A 14,350-nucleotide genomic window follows, 5' to 3' on the forward strand; every position below is an offset into this window, starting at 1 on the left:
CTTGGTGCGGGACCCGTGATCGGCCACGACCGCCCCGCCGCGCCCGGCACCCGGCGGCGGCGTCCCGCCACGACGAGACCGGGGCGTCGCCATGGTGCTCGGCGACGCCCCGGTCTCGTGCTGGTTCGTTCCCGCCTGCGGTCGAGCCTCGGTGCGGGACAGATCAGGTCAGGCCGTGACCAGGCGTAACCCGTAGACGGACAGGATCTCGTTCAGCGGCTGGAAGAAGGTCCGACCGCCGGTGGAGCAGTTGCCGGAACCGCCGGAGGTGACGCCCTGCGCCTGGTCGCCGGTGATGTACGAACCGCCCGAGTCGCCCGGCTCGGCGCAGACGCTGGTCTGCGTCATCTGGTGTACGGCGCCCTGGCTGTAGTTCACCGTGACGTTGAACGCCTGGACGGTGCCGCAGTGCCAGCCGGTGGTCGAACCGGACCGGCAGATCGAGGAGCCGACCGGGGCGACGTTGGAGCCTCGGACGAGCACGTCGCTGACGGTGCCCCAGCCGAGGACGACCGGTTCGGTCCACCAGCCGTTGCCGATCCGCACCCAGCCGTAGTCGTTGCCGGGGAACGACGAGCCCGCGAAGGAGCCCATCGCCGTGCCGTCCCAGCCCCGGACCGAGCTGCCGGTGGTGCCACAGTGGCCTGCGGTGACGAAGCCGCCCTGCACGGAGAAGCCGATCGAGCAGCGGGTGTTGCCGTTGATGATGTACGGGTCGCCGCCGACGGTGCCCGCCGCGAACGTCTCCGGGCCCTCGGCGACCTCGGCGATCGTCACGGGGCCGGTCGCGGTCGCGGCCTCGAGGAACGCGTCGACCTCGGGGCCCTCGGCGCCCGCGACGACGTCGACCACGACACGGTTGGATTCGAGGTCGACCCGCCAGCCCGCGATTCCCAGCGGCGCGGCCTCGGTGCGCGACAGCGCGTCGATCTCGTTCTTGGCCGCGTCGAGCGTCGCCAGGCTGTGCTCGACCGGCACGGTGCGGACTCCCGCCGTCCGGACCTCGGCGGCCTGACTCGGATCGCTCAGTCCGACGATCAGATCACCGGAGGCCGGATCGAACCACGAACCGCCGAACGCGGCGCCCGCCGCCTCCTCCACCACCGGGGCGGCCGTCATCGCGGCGGCCTCCTGAGCGAGGCGCACCTCGGCCTGCTGCTCGTCGATGCCGAACTCGGCGGCCATGGCCGTCACCAGTCCGGGAGACAGGGCCGCGTCGTCGGTGGTGGAGTCTGCTGCTGCGGCGGTGCCCAGGCCTGCGGTGGTGCCTGCGGCCAGCAGCACCACCGCGCTCATTCTCGCGAGATTCCGGTAGCTCATATCGGTCGACTCCTTCTCGTCATGCAGGGGGACGCGGTGTGTCGTCGATCGGGTCGTTCGGTGACGGGGCAGCTTTGTCTCTCCTCGGAGTGTGGTCCGAAGAGGGCTGTTCAGGGCAGGGGAAGACCCGAGGAATGCGCCGCGAGACATCCTGTTCGATTGCGGAAGAACCCCATTCCTCGTGATGCAGACGTTATTCGTTCGGCGGCCCGGGGGTACCCCCAAAAGAAGTATCTCGACGGTCGTTCACCAGAAGCAGGCGCAGCGTGTCGAGTGGTGGCGGAGCGGAGTCTGTGCAGGCACGCGCCCGGTTCGTTCTGGTTTCTCCGGTCTGGTCGGGCCTGCGGCTGCGGGCGCACCGGAATCGCGAGTTCGGCGGTGGCATCACCGCTCCGCCTGGGGCACGGTGGCAGAGGACACCAGGAGACGGGGACCGAGGAGAACGGACGGTGACCACCGGTGCGAACGAGCGTGTTCCTGGTCGACGACCACGATGTCGTCCGGCTCGGCCTGGCTCGCCTCTTGGAGGATCAGGACGATCTGGAGGTGGTCGGCGAGGCCTCCTCGGTCGCTGAGGCGCTGGTCCGCATCCCGGCGGCCAGGCCGGACGTCGCGGTCCTGGACGTCCGTCTCGGGGACGGCAACGGCGTCGAGCTGTGTCGGGAGCTGCGTTCGACGATGCCCGAGCTGAACTGCCTCATGCTCACCTCCTACTCCGACGACGAGGCGCTGTTCGACGCGGTCATGGCGGGTGCGGCAGGCTTCGTCCTCAAGGAGGTCCGAGGCAGTGACCTGGTCACCGCCGTCCGCGTGGTCGGGGCGGGCGGTTCGCTGCTCGACCCGCACACCACGACGGCACTGCTCAACCGGCTGCGCCGGGAGCGGGAGGAGACCGACCCGCTGCATGCGCTGAGCCACCAGGAGCGCACGGTGCTGGAGCTCATCGGCGAGGGGCTGACCAACCGGGAGATCGCCCAGCGCATGTTTCTTGCGGAGAAGACCGCGAAGAACTACGTCTCGCATCTGTTGGCGAAGCTCGGCATGCAACGTCGGACCCAGGCCGCCGTCCTGGCCACCCGGCTCCATCGCGCGTCACCACCTGATCAGGAGCCGGATCAGCCGCAGTGACCGCAGGCCCGCCCCGGCAGGACATCGCCGGGGTGCGGGTGCCTCAGTCGTGGCGCCGGGCCGACCGCGTCCGCAGGGGCGCCCGCCAGGACAGCCGAGTGCCGTGCGGTCGTGCGGCGCCGACGATGAGCGAGCCGCCCGTCTCGGTCGCGCGTTCGGCGAGGTTGCGCAGGCCGCTGCGGGCCACCGTGTCGGGCAGTCCCACACCGTCGTCGAGCACGTCGATCAACAGGTGATCGGTGACCTCGACGGTGACCGTCACCCGTCGGGCCTCCGCGTGCCGCACCACGTTGGTGACGGCCTCGCGCAGGACCGCCTCGGCCTGCCCGGCCAGCTCGGCGGGCACCAGGGCGTCCACCGCACCCGACATCCGGACCACTGAGGACACCGCCGTGTCCCTGGTCAACTCGGAGACCGCATCGAAGAGTCGTCGCCGCAGACCTGCCTCGTCGCCCGCTTCGGCGTGCAGGTCGAAGATGGAGGTGCGGATCTCCCGAACCGTCTCGTCGAGCGCGTCGAGTACCTCGTGAATCCGCTCGGCGACCAGCGGATCGGCGTTGCGGGCCACGGTGCGCTGTAGTGCGAGCCCGATGGCGAAGAGTCGTTGGATCACCTGATCGTGTAGCTCGCGGGCGATCCGCTCCCGATCGGCCAGCAGATCGAGCTGCCTGCGGGTGCGTTGCCGCTCGACAAGTTGCAGTGTCAACGACACCTGGTCGGCGAAGGCGGCCATGGCCGGAATCCGGCCGACGGGCAGCGGCGCCCGATGCGCCGCCCTGGCCACCAACAGCGCCCCGGTGGGCTCGACCACGCCGCCCAGCGGCACGACGACCGCGGAGCCGAGGCGCAGCCCGGCCGCGATCCGGCCCAGGACGGGCGTCGCGGCCAGGTCTGCCGCGTCCAGTACGGTCGCCCCGCCGGACGTCGGGTCCGCCGAGAGCAGGGCCGTCCGGTCGACGCGTTCGGCGGGGGTGCCCGCCGCCGCCCCGGCCGCCCCGGCCACCGTCAGCATCGAGGAGTCTCGTTCCGTCAGCAGCACCAGCGCGAGGTCGGCCTCGGCCGATTCGAGACTGCGCCGTGCCAGCAGGTCGAACGCGTCCTCGGTGCAGGCGCCCGCGATCAGTTCGGTGGTGATCTCTCCCTCGATGGCCGACCAGCGGCGCTGATCGCGTTCCTCCTCCACCAGCCGTGCGTCGGCCACCGCGATCCCGGCCGCCGAGGCCAGTCCGGTCAGCACCTCCTCATCGCTCTTGGTGAACCCGCCGCGCTTTCCGGCGAGCCCCAGACTTCCGTAGACCTCGGCACGCACGCCGACCGGGACGACGAGCACCGCAGCCGTCGGCGCTCCGCCGCCCTGGTGGTCCTCGCCGCCGGAGCGGCGTGACACGGTGCCGTCGGCAGCAGGCAGGTCGGAGCTGGTCAGCCGGTGCCACCTCGGCTCGTCGACCCCGACGTAGACCGAGTCACCGGGTCGGCCCGCCTCCGCCGCCGTGAACGCCCCGCAGTCCGCGTCGACCAGCTCCAGGGCCGAGCGCAGAATCCGCCGCAGCGTCGATTCGAGGTCGGCGCCCGCCGCGACGGCCAGCACGGCTTCCACCAGGGCCCGGTCGGCAGGCCCTCCTGCTCGGCCTGCCGGTGCGGGCGACGTGGTCTCGGCGGACTCCGTGGGCGGTGTGGGCGGTGTGGCTGGCATCGACGGACTCCGCTGGCGGCGAGCGATGGCGTGCATCGGACCACGATTCTATCGACGAGAAGCGCATCAGTGCAGGTCCGTGCCCCCTTTGTCCGCTCTGCCCCGGCCTGCCTCTCCGACGTCGGCGCGGTCCCGGGGTCCTTGTCCCCTGTGCGGCCCGCCGCGTACCGGGGGAGGCTGGCAGGCGACGGTGCCTCGGCCGGGTCCGGCGGGCGCGCAGCCGCAGGCGAGAGCACCCGCCTGCGGACGGACACGGCGGGCGTCGGGTGCGTCCCGCTGCGACGCACCGTGACGGGAGGGAGTGCAGCGACATGAGCGAGATGCGAACGGACATCGTCGTCGGCGTCGACGACTCCGAGGCGAGCGTCGCGGCCGTGATCTGGGCGATCCGGGAGGCGCGGATCAGAGGCAGTCGAGTCCACGCGCTGCATGCCTGGCGACACGAGCCTCTTGCCGAGTTCGCGTTCACCGAGCCGGAGGAGGCGGCCAGGGAGAGCACCGCTCTGCTGGACAGACAGATCGCCAAGGCCAGAGCACGGGAGGGCGACGACGTCGAGGTGCTGCCGCGCGTCGTGCCCGGCACGCCCGCCGCGGCTCTGCTCGGCGCGGTCGCCGACGGCGAGCTGCTCGTGGTCGGCTCCCACCGTGGCGGATTCCTCCGGGAGATGCTGCTGGGCTCCTGCAGTGCGGCCTGCGTGCGACACGCCCACACGCCGGTGGTGGTGATCCCGCCGCCCGAGCGAGGCCCGCAGACGGAGCCGAACACGATGTAGGAGCACGCCCCGGGTCGTGAGCCGCCAGGCGGCGGACTGCCTGCTGTGGCATCGGCGAGCCAGCCCGGTCCTAGCTGCCCCGCAGCGTCGGTTCCGTGACTCCGTCGACTGCGGTCTTGGCCGCCTGCGGTCCGCCCTGCCGACCGACGTGACGCCTGTGCCGGGTGTGCTGGGAGTGGTGGGTGTGGCTCGGAGCTCGTGTCACGCCGAACCTGTCCTTCGTCGATCGTCCTCGGCGTGCGCCTGGCCGGACGTGCTTGTCGAGCCGGGTCGGACCGGGAAGCCGGGTCGGACCGGAGAGCAGGGTCGAAAGACTCGGCGATGACGGGGCGGGCGCCCGTGGTCGCGGGCACTCGGCGGCGCGAGGGTGGAGAGGGAGACAGCGCACACGTCCGCAGGATCGGACCAGCCGATGAGACGGGAGCGGACGGCGCCGGAGCGGTCTCGATCGTCGAGTCGAGACCTCCGAGGAAGGAGCCGACGATGAGTGAACAGGCGTCTGACCGGTTCGAAGGGAACAGGCCGATCGTCGTCGGCGTGGACGGCTCGCCGACCAGCGTCGCCGCCCTCGCCTGGGTGCTGGCCCAGAACGAGGCGCACCGTCGGCCGATCCACGCCGTCAGCGCCTGGCACTTCGTGCCGATGGCCGCGGGCCCGGCGACGGTGCTGGTGGACCCCGGCGACGTCCGACAGGACCACGTCGAGCGACTGCGTCAGGTGGTGGCCGAGGCGACGGAGACCGTGACGAGCGCTGGGGGCTCGGGCTCCTCGGCTGCGGGCCCGTCGCCGGGCTCGGCCGTCGCACTCGACGACGTCGACATCCGGCAGGAGGTCATCGAGGGCCCGCCCGCCACCGTCCTGCTGGAGGCGGCCCGCGACGCGGCGGTGCTGGTCCTGGGCAGCCACGGCCACGGCCGAGCCTATGCGTCGCTCGTCGGGTCGGTGAGTGCGGCGTGCATCCGGCATGCGCACTGCCCGGTGATCGTCATCCCGCCCGGCATGGCGGAGGACACGACCGGCTCGCAGCTCGTGGCGGAGGCGAACCGGTGATCGACGCCGACCCGCCCGGCTTCGTACCCGGCCGATCAGCGCCCTGGGACTGACGATCGGCGATCTCCGGCCCGGCGTCGGAACGATCAGGGTCTTCCGGCGCCTGAGCAAGGGCTTTCGGCCCTGTCCGGCTGATCGAGATCGGACGCACTCTGATCAAGGACGGCGGCGCGCCGCCTGGCGAGAGCCGATCCAGCGCGATCACCACCCCGTGTCACGGCGCGGGTTCGACAGACGGGGGATCACATCATGAGTGAACTCGACGACTTCAGGGCCTCACTCGAGGCCCGTCGGGAGGCGACCCGGCCGGGCAGGCACTACGACCCGGGGGCGTACCTCGCCGAGCAGCGGATTCGCGAGAGCATTCTGCTCGCGGGCCGGGACCGGCGGAAGGCAGCCGAGGCCGCAGGGGCGAAGGAGGCGACCGAGCAACGCGGACAGCAGAAGGCGGGGCCCGCACGAGCGGCCTCGACGCAGGCGAGCTCGGCCGCAGAACGTCCGGCGGAACCGCATGCCGCCGGGCAGTCCGCCGGAATGGATGCGGGAGCAGGCGTCGACAGCGGATTGCGGTCGCGGCGTGCGCGACGGGCGCATGCCATGCCGGTGGAGCGACCCGTCAGACGACACTGGTACTCCCTGCGCCGGGGGCATGCCTGACCTGACGAGCCCGCCCGCCCAAGCAGATCGGCGGGCGGGTCTGGTGCAGGCGACACGGACCGACGTCCTCGCGGGTCTCCCCGTCCGCCCGGTAGACGATCAGGTCGACGACCAGGTGCGGTGATCGGGCTGAATCTGCCTGGTCGTGAAGGCTGTCGACGAATTCATTGCCAGTGGGATTGGAGTGAATGTCGAATAAGTGAATGACTACTTCCTCAACATTCGCCCTGCGGCTCGGAAGAATCGGCGGGACTGCCGAATCGACCGGGTCTCGTCGAGCCCCCGACGCGGCGCCCCGGACCCTGACATGGCGGATGACCGTGCTGGTCGGACGGCCCTGCAGGCAGATACCATGGCCGAATGCCTCTTGAGCGATCATCCCGTCGGTCGAGCCGGGCGACCGCTGCTCCATTCGAGCGAGGCGACCGTCGAGAACGTGCGATCCTGGCCAGCCTCACCGGATTGCTGGTCAATGCCTCGCTGCGTTCGATCAGCATCGGCGACATCGCGAAAGGTGCGGGGATCTCGCGGCCGAGCCTGTATTTCTACTTCGATTCCAAGGCACAGATCTTCTGCGCGTTGTTGGCGCGGACTCGATACCACTGTCCGGACGACTTCCCGCTTCTCGCGAGCGTGGAGGCCTCGGCGATCACCGCGGAGGTGCGATCGATCGTGGACCAGACGGTCCGGTCTTGGCAGGAGAACACGGTCGTCCTGCGTCGGGGCTTCGAGGCGGCGGAGGATCTCGACGTCCAACGGCAGTGGCAGCAGACGATGAGCGGACTCATCGGTTTCATCGCGGAGTGGATCGATCGTCGGCGCTCAGCAGGGCTGCTCGTGACGACCGAGGAGACATCGGCCGAACTGGCCGAGTCGTTGATCTGGTTGATTGAGAAGAGCTGTTACCGGCTGTTCGCCTCCCGTGCCACGACGCAGGCGGAGCAGGATCGTCGCGCGGCCGTGCTGGCCGGGGTCGGCCTGCGCATCCTCGGCGAGACTCCGGCGCACGTGCTCCCCGACCGTCGGCCGTGACCCGGCCCGCCGTCGGGCCGGACGAGTCGCGGCGGTCGTGCTCGCGTGCGACCGCCGCGACGTCGGACCCGTGGCTCGGACTTCGGCGGCACGGCCGCCTGCGGCTCACGATGTGAGCGTGTCCAGGATCTGCTGGCCGTACTTCGCCAGCTTGTTCTCGCCGACGCCGCTGACCGTGCCCAGCTCGCCCAGGGTCGACGGCTCGCGGGAGGCGATCTCGCGGAGCGTCGCGTCGTGGAAGATCACATAGGCCGGTACACCCTGTTCCTTCGCAGCGGCCGACCGCCAGGCCCGCAGCCGCTCGAAGACCGGGACCGCCTCGGCGGCGAGGTCGGCCGCGGGCGCCCCCTTGCGACTCCTGGCCGGCTTGGCGGCGCGCGCGGCCCGCTCCGGCTCGCGGCGGAGCCGGACCTCGCGCTGCCGGGCCAGCACCGCGTCGCTGGCCTCGGTGAGCACCAGCACGTGATAGTCGCCGGTCACCGTCAGCAGTCCCTGGGCCAGGAGTTGGCGCACCACGCCGCTCCACTCGGTGTCCCGCAGTTCGGTGCCGACGCCGAAGACCTTCAGCGAGTCGTGGCCGTGCTGTTCGACCTTGGGCGTCCGCCTGCCCAGCAGGATGTCGATGACGTGGCCCGCGCCGAAGCGCTGATCACGTTCGCGGTCCAGCCGGTACACCGTGGAGAGGACCTTCTGCGCGGGGATCGTGCCGTCCCAGGACTCCGGCGGCGTCAGGCAGGTGTCGCAGTTGCCGCAGGGCGCGCTCTGCTGGCCGAAGTAGGCGAGCAGTTGGACCCGGCGACAGGCCACCGTCTCGCAGAGCGCCAGCATCGCGTCCAGGTGGGTGGCGAGCTTGCGGCGATGGGCCGCGTCGCCCTCCGAGGAGTCGATCATGCTGCGCTGCTGCATGACGTCCTGGAGTCCATAGGCCATCCACGCCGTGGACGGCAGCCCGTCCCGCCCGGCCCGGCCGGTCTCCTGGTAGTAGCCCTCGACGGACTTCGGCAGATCGAGGTGGGCGACGAACCGCACGTCCGGCTTGTCGATGCCCATGCCGAAGGCGATGGTGGCGACCACGATCACCCCGTCCTCCCGCAGGAACCGCGCCTGGTTCGCCGCGCGGACCGCCGGATCGAGCTTCGCGTGATAGGGCACGGCCGAAAACCCGTTGTCCACCAGGAACTGGGCCGTCTTCTCGACGGAGTTGCGCGACAGGCAGTAGACGATGCCCGCATCATCGGCGTGTTCGGTGCGCAGCAGTTCGAGCAGCTGCTGCTGGGCCCGGTTCTTCAACCCGATGCGGTACTGGATGTTGGGGCGGTCGAAGCTGGCGACGAAGTGCCGGGCCTCGCCGAGGTTCAGTCGCGCGGCGATCTCGGTGTGCGTGGCCTCCGTCGCCGTCGCGGTCAACGCGATCCTGGGCACGTCCGGCCAGCGCTCGTGCAGCATCGACAGTTCGAGGTAGTGCGGGCGGAAGTCGTGCCCCCACTGCGCGACGCAGTGCGCCTCGTCGATGGCGAACAGCGAGATCGTGCCCCGGTCGAGCAGCCGCAGCGTCGACTCGACGGTGAGCCGCTCCGGCGCCAGATACAGCAGGTCCAGTTCACCCGCGAGGAAGGCCGACTCGACCTCGCGTCGCTCGTCGAAGTCCTGGCTGGAGTTGAGGAAGCCCGCGCGCACCCCGAGCGCCCGCAGCGCGTCGACCTGGTCCTGCATCAGCGCGATGAGGGGGGAGACGACGATGCCCACACCCTCGCGGACCAGCGCCGGGATCTGATAGCAGAGCGACTTGCCGCCGCCGGTAGGCATCAGCACGAGGGCGTCGCCGCCGCCCACGACGTGATCGATGATCTCCGCCTGGTCGCCTCGGAAGGAGTCGTAGCCGAAGACCCGGCGCAGCACCTGCAGCGCCTCGCTCACCTCAGGATCGGTCGTCACCGGGGAAGCCATCGGGGGATCCTATCGGGGACCGAGAAGGCCGGGGACGCTCGGTGAACGGCCGGAGAGCCTGTCTGTGATCCCCCTGGAGTCGTGAGCGGGGATCAGGTCGAGTGGACGCACCTGTGGCCCGCCGACTTCATGGAGAACTTCACCATGTGGGTCGACCAGATCCGTCTCACCGGGGAGATCCGCGACGCGTATCCGTCCGCCGCCAGTTCGCCGATCGCGATGGCGGACGTGGCCCGGTCGCGGCAGCCGCCCTGACCAGGACGACCTCGTGGGGTCCGCGCTCAGCTTGACCGGACCGGAGACCCTCACCCGAGCGGACGCGGCGGCACGACTCGCCACAGCCCTCGGCCGCGACATCCCCTACCGCACCGTGACCCGCGCCGAGGCCGTCGAGCAGCTCACGCCGTCGATGGGCGATTCCGCCGAGTGGTACCTGGACATCCTCGCCGACGGCGTCGACGCACCGCAGGAGGCCGCCTCCACCGTCATCGACGTCGTCGGCTCGGCGACCACCTTCATGCAGTGGGCCCGAGCGCACGCCGACGAGTTCCGCTGAGCCACCGCCGAGGCGGGCCGGTTCCGAGCGAGCGGGGCCGAGCCCGGCCGGCGGCGGACGGCCGCATCGAGGACCCTCAACCCGACACGCCGAGTCTGCTCTCCAATTCCGCCACGCCCGCCCGGCAGTCCCGCGCCAGCGCGCGGTGACTCTGGAAGCGGCCCAGGATGCCGTGGGGGCGCACCGTCTCGGCGGGCGCGCCCGCCGCGTGCTCCACCCGCAGCCGGCGGCCGGTCAACGGCCCGGACCGATGCCAGCGCTCCCACCGTTCGTAGTCGGGGCTGTGCCGGTGGCCGAATGCGTACGCCTGTTCGCCCGATCCCGGCGGGCAGTTCTCGGGCAGCAGCAGTGCGACGCCGTCGCCCGCCCTTGTCGACCAGTCTCGCGCGGACACGACGTCCACCCTGGGCGCCCGCCCCTCGGCATCGGCCTCGCGCACCAGCACGGCGTCGTCCGGGGTGAGCCGGGGCGGCAGCTCGCGCACCTCGACGTCGCCGTCGAGGCCGACGATCGCCCGCGCCACCCACCACCAGTTCTCCCGGCGGGAGAGCATGCTGTCCGCCCGCAGCCGCGTCGGCGGGTATTTGACCAGCTCCTGGTGCAACAGCTGTTCCTGATAGACGGAGCCTGCCAGATCATGGTCGACGCGCACTCGCCCGACCGCGACCATCCCCGGCCCTGCTCGGCCGTCCTGGTCGGGTCGGCCGGGAACGCAGAACGCGGCGAACCGGCCTTCGACGTCGTCCACTTCGGATAGTCGAGAGAGCGGGAACGCGACGCAGGGCCGGCCCTCCCGCGTCAACGGCACCACCGGGACACCCGTGGGACCGTCCGCTCCGAGCCAGCAGAGTTCGCCGGTCGCCGCGCGTTCCCATCGCCGAGCGAAATCCTTCATGCCACGCCTCCCAGTGTCCCACCGTCCACGGCGAGCGTGTCCGGTGTCAACGATCCTGCCGTTTGCTCCTTATCAAGCGGCCGATCGTTAGGTAGCTTCTGGTACGCCTGTCGGGCGGGCAACGGAGTTCTCCCGGCGACGGTACGGAGAAGGGGGTCGCTGCGGATGCCCGCGATCGTGGTCATGCTCGCCGTCATCGCGATATTCGTGGTGGCCTACCGCTATTACTCGGCGTATCTCGCCCGCCGCGTCTACGTGCTCGATCCCCTGTACGTGACACCGGCCCACCGCTTCAACGACGGAATCGACTTCGTCCCCACCAACCGGCACATCGTCTTCAGTCATCACTTCATCTCGGTGGCAGGCGCCGCCCCGATCGTCGGCCCCGCCGTCGCCGTCTACTGGGGCTGGGGACCCGCGCTGATCTGGGTCGTGGTCGGTTCCGTCTTCGCCGCAGGTGTGCACGACTTCGGCGCGCTGGTGATCTCCGTGCGACACCGCGCCCGCAGTATCGGGGCGCTCGCAGGGGAGGTGATCAGCAAACGCGCCAGAGGGCTGTTCCTGCTGATCATCTTCTTCCTGCTCACCCTGGTGAACGCGGTCTTCTCCGTGGTCATGGCGAATCTGTTCATCGCCAACCCTGCCTCGGTGCTGCCGGTCCTGGTGCAGATCCCGTTGGCGATCGGGGTCGGCCAGTACATCTACCGGACCAGGACCGCCGCGCTCGTGCCCTCGATCATCGCGTTGGTGGTGCTCTATGCGACCATCCCGCTCGGGCTGCTGGTTCCGATCTCTCTCGACCCGCTGGCCTCGGCACTGGGCACGGACCCGCGCACCCTGTGGATCATTCTGATCTTCCTGTACGCCTTCGCCGCGTCCCGGCTCCCGGTGTGGATGCTGCTTCAACCTCGTGACTACATCAACCAGCACCAGATGCTGCTGGCCCTGGCGGTCATCCTGGTGGGCATGGGCGTCGGCCTGAACCGCATCGTCGCCCCGGTGGTCAACGACGTGCCCGCCGACTCGCCGTCGTGGTTCCCGCTGCTGTTCGTGACGATCGCCTGCGGCGCGATCTCCGGATTCCACAGTCTCGTCGCGTCCGGCACGACGGCGAAACAGATTGACAAGGAGACCGACGCCCGGTTCGTCGGATACACCTCGGCACTCGGCGAGGGCGGCCTCGCGGTCTGTTCGATCCTGGCCTGCACCGCCGGGATCGCCGCCACGACGGCGGACTGGAACGTGCTGTTCTCCGACTTCTCGACCGCCTCCGGCGGTGCCACCGGCAACTTCGTCAACGGCGTCGCCAACTTCGCCGCCAACCTCGGCATCCCGCTGGAGGTCGGCGTCGTCTTCGCTGCCGTCGTGGTGATCAGCTTCGCCGCGACCACCATGGACACCGGGGTCCGTCTCCAGCGCTACATCGTGCAGGAGATCGCCGAGGTCGTCCGGTTCCGTCCGCTGGCCCGCAGCCTCACCTGGTCCTCGATGATCGCCGTCGTGGTGCCGCTGACCCTGGCGCTGGCGCCCGGCGATTTAGCCTTCGGCACGCTGTGGCAGCTGTTCGGCACTACCAACCAGCTCACCGCCGGGCTCGCGCTCGCCGTCATCGCCGTCTGGGTCACCAAACGACGACGCAACCCGGTGGCCGTCCTCATACCGCTGGTGTTCCTGCTGGTCATGACGTCCTGGGCGTTGATCATCAACCTCATCGAGTTCGTCCGCGCCGGGGAGTGGCTGCTCGCGCCGCTCGACGCGATCATCTTCGTGCTGGCGCTCTGGTTGATCGTGGAGGCCACCCTGGCCCTGCGGGCGGCCTGGGCCGAGCGCGACCTTCCCGACACCGACACCGACACCGACACCGATGCTGCCGAGGGACTCGGAGACGGGACCGCGCCCACTGCCACCGGTGGAGCGACCGAGACCGGATCGACCCGGCGCGTCGCAGGGGAGACCGACGAACCGTGACGGATGCCGCGTCGCCAGATCCGAGCCGACCGGTGCCCAAGCCGGTCGGCCGGATCAGGGCGGGGCTCCGGGCGGCGGCCGAGTTCCACGAGGCCTGGTTCACCGCCCGGTGGCGGTCGACGTTGCGGCGGGAGGCGCGGGACCAGCAGGACACGCTGCGGGCCCTGATGCTGCTCGACACGCTCGGCGTGGACAGCCCGGTCGCCTACGAGACGCTCGAGCTGGTGCCGTTCGTGCTGGCGGATCTGCATGAGTGGCACCGTCGGATGGGACGGGACGAGTACGACGGACCGGGAGGATGCTGTTGACCCGCCCGATCACCTTCTTCGCGGGGAAGGGGGGAGTGGGCAAGACGACGATGGCCGCCGCGCACGCGCTGGCCGCCGCCGACGCGGGGCACCGCACCCTCGTCGTGTCCACCGACCCCGCCCACTCGTTGGGCGACGCCTTCGAGACGCGCCTCGCCGACCGGCCACGACGGATCGCCGAGGGCCTCTGGGCCGCCGAACCCGACGCGGACGCGGCGGTGCGTCGCCGCGTGCGTCAGGTCGAGGACGACGCGGCGGCGGCGCTGCCGCGCGCGATCATGCCCGCCGTGCGGCGGCACCTCGACCATGCCTCGGCGGGGCCGGGGATGACCGAATCGGCACTGATCGACCTGCTGACCGGGTATCTGGCGGAGGTGCCCGCGAAGTGGGATCGGCTGATCGTGGACAGCGCCCCCACCGGACACCTGCTCCGGATGATCGCCCTGCCGTCGCTGCTGGCACCGTGGATTCACGGCCTGACGCGCCGACGAGAGCGGGTGGTGGCCGCCGATCGCTTCGCGGAGGCCGTCGTCGGCGGGCCGGAGTCCGAGCCGGACCCGTTGCTGGAGCGCCTGCACCGGCGGCGTCGTCGCCTGACGGAGGCCGCCGACCGACTGCGCGACGATGCCGAGGTCAGACTGGTACTGGTCCCGCGACGCATGGTGCTCGCGGAGACGGAGCGGGCCGCCGACGCGCTCGACGAGGGCGGCTTCACCCTCGGCCGCGTGGTGCTCAACCAGATCGCGGTCGACGCCGATCCCGTGCTGCTCGCCAGGATCGCGCAACGGTTCGCCCGCCCCGGCATCGTGCGATACGGGGCGGCCTCGGCGGAGCCCACCGGCTTCGCCCGGCTCCGCGAACTGGTGGCGAGGGTGCCGGAGTGACGTCCGGACGGACGTGACCATCGAGACTGCTCGGGACCGGTCGTCCGCACACGGGTTGATCGGCGGTCGGTGTCCGCGCAGGCGATCTCGTACTGTTCCGGACGGTCGAGAAGGTGTGATCGGGTGTACGCCGCCGCCG

The 14,350-nt window shown here is 70.8% G+C and carries 14 protein-coding genes; 10 read left to right on the forward strand and 4 right to left on the reverse strand.

Features of this window, described 5'->3' with window-relative positions:
* Window positions 1–168 precede the first annotated feature (168 nt).
* Window positions 169–1,296: a S1 family peptidase gene (locus UA75_RS10525; RefSeq protein ID WP_075740083.1), complete on the reverse strand. Its 1,128-nt coding sequence runs from the start codon at window positions 1,294–1,296 to the stop codon at window positions 169–171.
* Between the two features lie 483 nt (window positions 1,297–1,779).
* Here UA75_RS10525 and UA75_RS10530 point away from each other — a divergent pair, with 483 nt between their 5' ends.
* Window positions 1,780–2,448, forward strand: coding sequence for a response regulator transcription factor (locus tag UA75_RS10530; RefSeq protein WP_075740084.1), 669 nt, complete (start codon window positions 1,780–1,782; stop codon window positions 2,446–2,448).
* A gap of 43 nt (window positions 2,449–2,491) precedes the next feature.
* Here the strand turns inward: UA75_RS10530 and UA75_RS10535 are convergent, their stop codons facing one another.
* Window positions 2,492–4,141, reverse strand: coding sequence for a histidine kinase (locus UA75_RS10535; protein ID WP_075743651.1), 1,650 nt, complete (start codon window positions 4,139–4,141; stop codon window positions 2,492–2,494).
* A 311-nt stretch (window positions 4,142–4,452) separates the two neighbouring features.
* Here UA75_RS10535 and UA75_RS10540 point away from each other — a divergent pair, with 311 nt between their 5' ends.
* The 4 genes from UA75_RS10540 to UA75_RS10555 all read left to right on the forward strand — a co-directional run bounded on the left by UA75_RS10540 (window position 4,453) and on the right by UA75_RS10555 (window position 7,653).
* A complete protein-coding gene (locus UA75_RS10540) occupies window positions 4,453–4,914 on the forward strand; it encodes a universal stress protein (RefSeq protein ID WP_075740085.1) in 462 nt (153 codons plus the stop codon).
* A gap of 483 nt (window positions 4,915–5,397) precedes the next feature.
* Window positions 5,398–5,964, forward strand: a complete 567-nt coding sequence (locus UA75_RS10545) for a universal stress protein (RefSeq protein WP_198042986.1) — start codon at window positions 5,398–5,400, stop codon at window positions 5,962–5,964.
* A 249-nt stretch (window positions 5,965–6,213) separates the two neighbouring features.
* The gene (locus UA75_RS10550; protein ID WP_075740087.1) at window positions 6,214–6,621 is read left to right on the forward strand and encodes a hypothetical protein; all 408 of its coding nucleotides are present in this window, start codon (window positions 6,214–6,216) and stop codon (window positions 6,619–6,621) included.
* 462 nt (window positions 6,622–7,083) lie between these two features.
* Entirely contained in the window at window positions 7,084–7,653 is a 570-nt protein-coding gene (locus tag UA75_RS10555; RefSeq protein ID WP_075740088.1) for a TetR/AcrR family transcriptional regulator, read from the forward strand.
* A 105-nt stretch (window positions 7,654–7,758) separates the two neighbouring features.
* Here the strand turns inward: UA75_RS10555 and recQ are convergent, their stop codons facing one another.
* Window positions 7,759–9,600, reverse strand: coding sequence for a DNA helicase RecQ (gene recQ, locus UA75_RS10560; RefSeq protein WP_075740089.1), 1,842 nt, complete (start codon window positions 9,598–9,600; stop codon window positions 7,759–7,761).
* An 81-nt stretch (window positions 9,601–9,681) separates the two neighbouring features.
* Between recQ and UA75_RS32705 the strand changes: the two genes are divergently transcribed.
* Together UA75_RS32705 and UA75_RS10565 are read left to right on the forward strand one after the other, a co-directional pair.
* Window positions 9,682–9,855: a hypothetical protein gene (locus UA75_RS32705; RefSeq protein ID WP_157434102.1), complete on the forward strand. Its 174-nt coding sequence runs from the start codon at window positions 9,682–9,684 to the stop codon at window positions 9,853–9,855.
* A 13-nt stretch (window positions 9,856–9,868) separates the two neighbouring features.
* On the forward strand, window positions 9,869–10,156 hold the full coding sequence (locus tag UA75_RS10565) for a hypothetical protein (protein WP_075740090.1): 288 nt from the start codon (window positions 9,869–9,871) through the stop codon (window positions 10,154–10,156).
* Between the two features lie 76 nt (window positions 10,157–10,232).
* Here UA75_RS10565 and UA75_RS10570 read toward each other — a convergent pair whose 3' ends face one another.
* Window positions 10,233–11,051, reverse strand: a complete 819-nt coding sequence (locus UA75_RS10570; RefSeq protein WP_075740091.1) for a hypothetical protein — start codon at window positions 11,049–11,051, stop codon at window positions 10,233–10,235.
* Window positions 11,052–11,216: 165 nt separating this feature from the next.
* Between UA75_RS10570 and UA75_RS10575 the strand changes: the two genes are divergently transcribed.
* Genes UA75_RS10575 through UA75_RS10585 form a run of 3 tightly spaced genes read left to right on the forward strand, consistent with a single transcriptional unit; the run spans window position 11,217 to window position 14,211 of the window.
* Window positions 11,217–13,019, forward strand: coding sequence for a carbon starvation protein A (locus UA75_RS10575; RefSeq protein WP_075740092.1), 1,803 nt, complete (start codon window positions 11,217–11,219; stop codon window positions 13,017–13,019).
* On the forward strand, window positions 13,016–13,327 hold the full coding sequence (locus tag UA75_RS10580; protein WP_232237714.1) for a cory-CC-star protein: 312 nt from the start codon (window positions 13,016–13,018) through the stop codon (window positions 13,325–13,327). The genes UA75_RS10575 and UA75_RS10580 overlap by 4 nt, the downstream gene beginning before the upstream one ends.
* On the forward strand, window positions 13,318–14,211 hold the full coding sequence (locus UA75_RS10585) for an ArsA family ATPase (RefSeq protein ID WP_075740093.1): 894 nt from the start codon (window positions 13,318–13,320) through the stop codon (window positions 14,209–14,211). The genes UA75_RS10580 and UA75_RS10585 overlap by 10 nt, the downstream gene beginning before the upstream one ends.
* The last annotated feature ends 139 nt before the right edge of the window (window positions 14,212–14,350 follow it).

The organism is Actinoalloteichus sp. GBA129-24, from assembly GCF_001941645.1.
GTDB classification, from domain to species: Bacteria; Actinomycetota; Actinomycetes; order Mycobacteriales; family Pseudonocardiaceae; genus Actinoalloteichus_A; species Actinoalloteichus_A fjordicus.